This is a genomic window from Streptomyces misionensis (assembly GCF_007896895.1).
In the GTDB taxonomy this organism is placed as follows: Bacteria; Actinomycetota; Actinomycetes; order Streptomycetales; family Streptomycetaceae; genus Streptomyces; species Streptomyces misionensis_A.
The window spans coordinates 127,756-132,149 of record NZ_VOGW01000188.1; the positions used below are offsets into that span (position 1 = coordinate 127,756).

Here is a 4,394-nt window from a genome sequence, read left to right on the forward strand (position 1 = left end):
GTTCCTCGGGGGGACGGTTCCTCATGGTCTGCCTCCCGTCCCGACACGGGTCATGATCTCGCACAGCGCCCGGTCGTCGAAGATGCGTGTGGTCGGTATGCGCACCGTGGTCCGGTGCCGGCCGGTGATCGGGTGGCCGGCCAGGTTGACCCAGTAGCAGCAGTGCCTGAGGTCGAGCCGGTCGTGGCCGGCGCGCAGCCAGTCGTCCTGGGAGCGCGGGACCAGCATCACGACGAGGATCTTGTGCACCGAGACGGGGGTACGGGCGAGCTTGCGCAGGTGCTCGTTGTCGAGGGTGAAGGAGAAGGTGCGGCCCTGGGGGTGGGGGGCGATCTGGTACGTCGCCTTCAGCTGCACCTTGATGGTGACCTCGTCGTCGACGGTGTGGCCGGGCGCGCTGTGGCTGACGTGCCAGTCGATGCCGTTGTCCGGGAAGGGCTGGGACAGCGAGCAGCCGGCCGCGGCGGCGACCGCGTGCAGATAGCCGACCTGCAGTGTCTCCATGCAGGCGGTGGTGGCGAGGGTGCCGCGAAGGGGTTGCGCGCGTTCGGGCAGCAGCCCGCCCCGCTCGGGCTGCAGAGTGGCCATGACCAACAGCCTTCCGAACCAGGACTTTCCTCAGGGCGGGCCGCTGAACTGCAAAGACCCGTACTCCTGTTGTCTCCGTGCGGCGTACGGCGCAAACGGCCCGGGTATCACCAAATGGGCGGAAGACGGAACGTCAGCTGCCCTGGGTGAACGAGGAGTTGGGTTGGGATGACGTACTGGTACGAGGGGCCGCTGGCCGCCTTCGACACGGAGACCACGGGCGTGGACGTCGAGACCGACCGGATCGTGTCGGCCGCCGTCCTCGTCCAGGACGCCCCGGGGACCCTGCCGCGGGTGTCGCGCTGGCTGGTCGATCCGGGGGTGCCGGTGCCGGCCGCGGCGACGGCGGTGCACGGGCTGACGCAGGAGCACCTCCAGCGCAACGGCCGCTGGCCGGCGCCGGTGATGCTGGAGATAGCCGAGCTGCTGGCGGAGCACGCGGCGCGCGGCCGCCCGCTGGTGGTGATGAACGCGCCGTTCGATCTGACGCTGCTGGACCGGGAGTTGCGCCGGCACCGGGCGTCCTCGCTGGAGCAGTGGTTCCCGTCGGTGCCGCTGCGGGTGCTGGATCCGCGGGTGCTGGACAAGCATCTGGACCGCTACCGCAAGGGGCGGCGCACCCTGACCGATCTGTGCGAGCACTACGGCGTGACGCTGGACGGCGCGCACGACGCGGCGGCGGACGCGCTGGCGGCGCTGGAGGTCGTCCGGGCGCTGGGCCGCCGTTTCGCCACCCGGCTCGAACGCCTCTCCCCCGCCGAGCTCCACGCCCTCCAGGCCGACTGGCACGCGGCGCAGGCCCGGGGCCTTCAGGCCTGGTTCGCCCGCAGCGGCTCGGAGGAGACGGTCAGCACGGAGTGGCCGGTGCGACCGGGGCTGCCGGCGGCCGCGTAGGGCACCCGATCGACAGCGTCCCGGTAGCGGAAGAGCCGGTCCGCTGCTGCGGACCGGCTCTCTCCCGGTGGGCGATACTGGGTTCGAACCAGTGACCTCTTCGGTGTGAACGAAGCGCTCTCCCACTGAGCTAATCGCCCGGGAACGCACTGAACAATACAGGTCCCCACGCCGATCCTTCAAACCGCCCGCAGACGGCGCACCAGGCCGCGGTGTCCGGCGCGCATCATCAGGCGGTGGTTGGCGCGGAAGACGGCGCGGCCGGGTACGGCGAGCCGCCGCAGGAGGGGCTTGCGCACATCGACCTCCTGGTCGTACCGGGCGAGCGTCCCGGGCCCCCCGGCGGTGACGGTCCAGCGCGCCCAGCCCTCGATGTCGCCGCTCATGGCGATCTCCAGAACCCCGGCGGCCGGGTCCCGCCGGGTCTCGCGGGCGGTGAAGGTCATGGCGTACGGCAGCGCCGAGCGGATGGTGAGGACGCCGGTGGAGTCGTCGAGCCGGGTCACCGAGCGCACCTGGGGCCACCAGCGGGGGTAGTCCTCGGGCCGCTCCAGCACGGCGTAGACGGCGGCCGGCGGCGCGGGCAGGGGCCACAGGCTGCGAAAGCGGTAGTGGTTCCGGTCCATGCGCGGAGTCTGCCCACGGCCGCACGCCGGGAATGCTGATTCCGACTCAGTTTCTGTTCGAATGTGCCCGGTTGGAGTCCGGGAAATTCTCCGGCCGCATCGCGGACGGGAAATACCGGGCGGCTTTCCGGAAAGTCCCCGCCTTTTCGACCGGTTGCCCGGCGATACGCCGACGGCCCATCCGCTGTTCGCGGATGGGCCGTCGGTCCGGGTGGGCGATACTGGGTTCGAACCAGTGACCTCTTCGGTGTGAACGAAGCGCTCTCCCACTGAGCTAATCGCCCGGGCGCAGGAAGAACATTACCCCATGTCAGGGGGTGCCCCCGACCACGGTCCGCGGCGGTGCGCGGGCCGACGGCGGACGCGGCTCACCGGCGCTCGATCCTCCAGGGCGGGACGAGGCCGTACCGCCACAGGTAGATCGCGCCCAGCACCCCGGCGATCACCACCGCGACCACGGTCAGGGTGAGGGTGCGGCGGCGCACCTCGGGCCGCAGGGCCCGCTGGGCCGCCTCGGTGACCTTGCGCTTGGTCCAGCGCAGCACGAGCTGGGCCCAGACGAACTCGGTGGCCCAGATCGCCATGCCGGCGAAGATCACCACCCACCCGGGTCCGGGCAGCGGCAGCATGAGCACACCGGCGACCACGACGGCGAGGCCGACCACGAAGACGCCCACCTGCCAGCCCCGGTGCAGCAGGCGGCGGGACCGCACGAATTCGGGCGCACGGGAGCCCAGCCCCGACTCGTCACTCCCCGTATTCATACGAACAAACCTACCCGAGTGATTCACATCACCGGAATGGGCGTAGATCCGGTACGAGTTCTCGGCCGGAAGAGTGGCGTAAACACACGCAAAACCCTCAGAGGGGTTTACAACGGCACCGTAGGTGGCATGTCGATTTCGCCGACGTGCGAATCCCCGAGCGCACACTGAGCGAAAGGCCCTGGCGCTTATGAACACCACGGTCAGCTGCGAGCTGCACCTGCGCCTCGTTGTGTCGAGCGAGTCCTCCCTGCCTGTCCCCGCAGGCCTGCGGTACGACACGGCCGACCCCTACGCCGTGCACGCCACCTTCCACACCGGAGCCGAGGAAACCGTCGAGTGGGTGTTCGCCCGCGACCTCCTCGCCGAAGGGCTGCACCGGCCCACCGGTACCGGCGACGTCCGCGTCTGGCCGTCCCGCAGCCACGGTCAGGGCGTTGTCTGCATCGCCCTCAGCTCCCCGGAGGGGGAGGCTCTGCTGGAGGCCCCCGCGCGGGCCCTGGAGTCCTTCCTGAAGCGGACCGACGCCGCCGTGCCGCCCGGCACGGAGCACCGGCACTTCGATCTGGATCAGGAGCTCTCGCACATCCTGGCGGAAAGCTAGCCCGCGGCCCTTCCAAGCAGCCCGGCGCCGTCCACTCGGGGAGACGGCTCGGGCCACACAACCGCATACGGCACGGGCCGGCGCCGTCACCGTGAGCGCTCACGGAAGCGGCGTCGGTCCGCCGGCGCGTCTCGCGCGCTCGCCCCGGCGCGGGAACCCATCGGCCCCCGGAGCCGTTCTCACGGGGAGTCGGGGCCGCGGTGCGCCGGTGCGCCCGGCGCGCTGTCGCTACCATCGGCCAGCATCGGCGGGCGCCCGCCCGTCCCCCAGGCCAGGGAGCGAAACGTGCTGATCACCCATGACACCCGGTGCGCGCTCGATACCGTGGTGGATCTGGTGAACACCGCGCCGGAGGACGAGACGGCGGCGGACGCGCTGTCCGATGTGCCGGCCCTCGCGGATTTCATCCGCAAGCACGAGATCAGCGATGTCGGGGTGCTGTCGGAGGCCGATCTGTCGGGCGTGCGGGAGATCCGGGCGCGGTTCGCGGCGATCTTCGAGGCGGCGGACGCGCGGTCGGCCGCCGGGCTGATCAACGAACTGGTGGCGGCGGCGGGCACCACTCCGCGGCTGACCGACCACGACGGCTACGACTGGCACGTGCACTACTTCGCGCCGGGCGCGTCGGTGGCCGACCATCTCGCCGCCGACTGCGGGATGGCGCTGGCCTTCTTCGTGGTCGCCGGGGAGGAGGAGCGGCTGCGGCGCTGCGAGGCCCCGGACTGTCGGCGCGCCTTCGTGGACCTCTCCCGCAACCGCTCCCGCCGCTACTGCGACAGCCGCACCTGCGGCAACCGCCTCCATGTGGCCGCGTACCGGGCCCGCCGAAAGGAAGCGACGGGCTGACGGCGGGCCCGGTACGCGGCCACATGGAGGCGGTTGCCGCAGGTGCGGCTGTCGCAGTAGCGGCGGGAGCGG

General features: G+C 71.3%; 6 protein-coding genes, 2 tRNA genes and 1 pseudogene. 3 read left to right on the forward strand and 6 right to left on the reverse strand.

The window, feature by feature from the left end:
• Positions 1-21: 21 nt before the first annotated feature.
• Positions 22-588, reverse strand: a complete 567-nt coding sequence (locus tag FRZ03_RS34215) for a DUF4365 domain-containing protein (RefSeq protein WP_146468947.1) — start codon at positions 586-588, stop codon at positions 22-24.
• A 168-nt stretch (positions 589-756) separates the two neighbouring features.
• On the opposite strand from FRZ03_RS34215, the gene FRZ03_RS34220 reads away from it, so the two are divergent.
• The gene (locus FRZ03_RS34220; RefSeq protein ID WP_146468948.1) at positions 757-1,482 is read left to right on the forward strand and encodes a 3'-5' exonuclease; all 726 of its coding nucleotides are present in this window, start codon (positions 757-759) and stop codon (positions 1,480-1,482) included.
• Positions 1,483-1,550: 68 nt separating this feature from the next.
• Here the strand turns inward: FRZ03_RS34220 and FRZ03_RS34225 are convergent.
• The 4 genes from FRZ03_RS34225 to FRZ03_RS34240 all read right to left on the reverse strand — a co-directional run bounded on the left by FRZ03_RS34225 (position 1,551) and on the right by FRZ03_RS34240 (position 2,872).
• Positions 1,551-1,622, reverse strand: a tRNA-Val gene (locus tag FRZ03_RS34225).
• A 39-nt stretch (positions 1,623-1,661) separates the two neighbouring features.
• On the reverse strand, positions 1,662-2,108 hold the full coding sequence (locus tag FRZ03_RS34230; protein ID WP_146468949.1) for an SRPBCC family protein: 447 nt from the start codon (positions 2,106-2,108) through the stop codon (positions 1,662-1,664).
• 212 nt (positions 2,109-2,320) lie between these two features.
• Positions 2,321-2,392 (reverse strand) — tRNA-Val (locus FRZ03_RS34235).
• An 84-nt stretch (positions 2,393-2,476) separates the two neighbouring features.
• Positions 2,477-2,872: a TIGR02611 family protein gene (locus tag FRZ03_RS34240; RefSeq protein WP_146468950.1), complete on the reverse strand. Its 396-nt coding sequence runs from the start codon at positions 2,870-2,872 to the stop codon at positions 2,477-2,479.
• A 190-nt stretch (positions 2,873-3,062) separates the two neighbouring features.
• Here FRZ03_RS34240 and FRZ03_RS34245 point away from each other — a divergent pair, with 190 nt between their 5' ends.
• Together FRZ03_RS34245 and FRZ03_RS34250 are read left to right on the forward strand one after the other, a co-directional pair.
• On the forward strand, positions 3,063-3,476 hold the full coding sequence (locus tag FRZ03_RS34245) for an SsgA family sporulation/cell division regulator (protein WP_004002642.1): 414 nt from the start codon (positions 3,063-3,065) through the stop codon (positions 3,474-3,476).
• Positions 3,477-3,761: 285 nt separating this feature from the next.
• Entirely contained in the window at positions 3,762-4,322 is a 561-nt protein-coding gene (locus tag FRZ03_RS34250) for a CGNR zinc finger domain-containing protein (protein WP_146468951.1), read from the forward strand.
• On the opposite strand, the pseudogene FRZ03_RS41070 reads toward FRZ03_RS34250, so the two are convergent.
• Positions 4,307-4,394, reverse strand: a pseudogene (locus FRZ03_RS41070) (CGNR zinc finger domain-containing protein); the annotation flags it as partial. The gene FRZ03_RS34250 and the pseudogene FRZ03_RS41070 sit on opposite strands and share 16 nt — an antisense overlap.

Coding starts and splice junctions, on each gene's coding strand:
- FRZ03_RS34215 (WP_146468947.1), bottom strand. CDS start 588: ATGGCCACTCTGCAGCCCGAGCGGGGCGGGCTGCTGCCCGAACGCGCG.
- FRZ03_RS34220 (WP_146468948.1), top strand. CDS start 757: ATGACGTACTGGTACGAGGGGCCGCTGGCCGCCTTCGACACGGAGACC.
- FRZ03_RS34230 (WP_146468949.1), bottom strand. CDS start 2,108: ATGGACCGGAACCACTACCGCTTTCGCAGCCTGTGGCCCCTGCCCGCG.
- FRZ03_RS34240 (WP_146468950.1), bottom strand. CDS start 2,872: ATGAATACGGGGAGTGACGAGTCGGGGCTGGGCTCCCGTGCGCCCGAA.
- FRZ03_RS34245 (WP_004002642.1), top strand. CDS start 3,063: ATGAACACCACGGTCAGCTGCGAGCTGCACCTGCGCCTCGTTGTGTCG.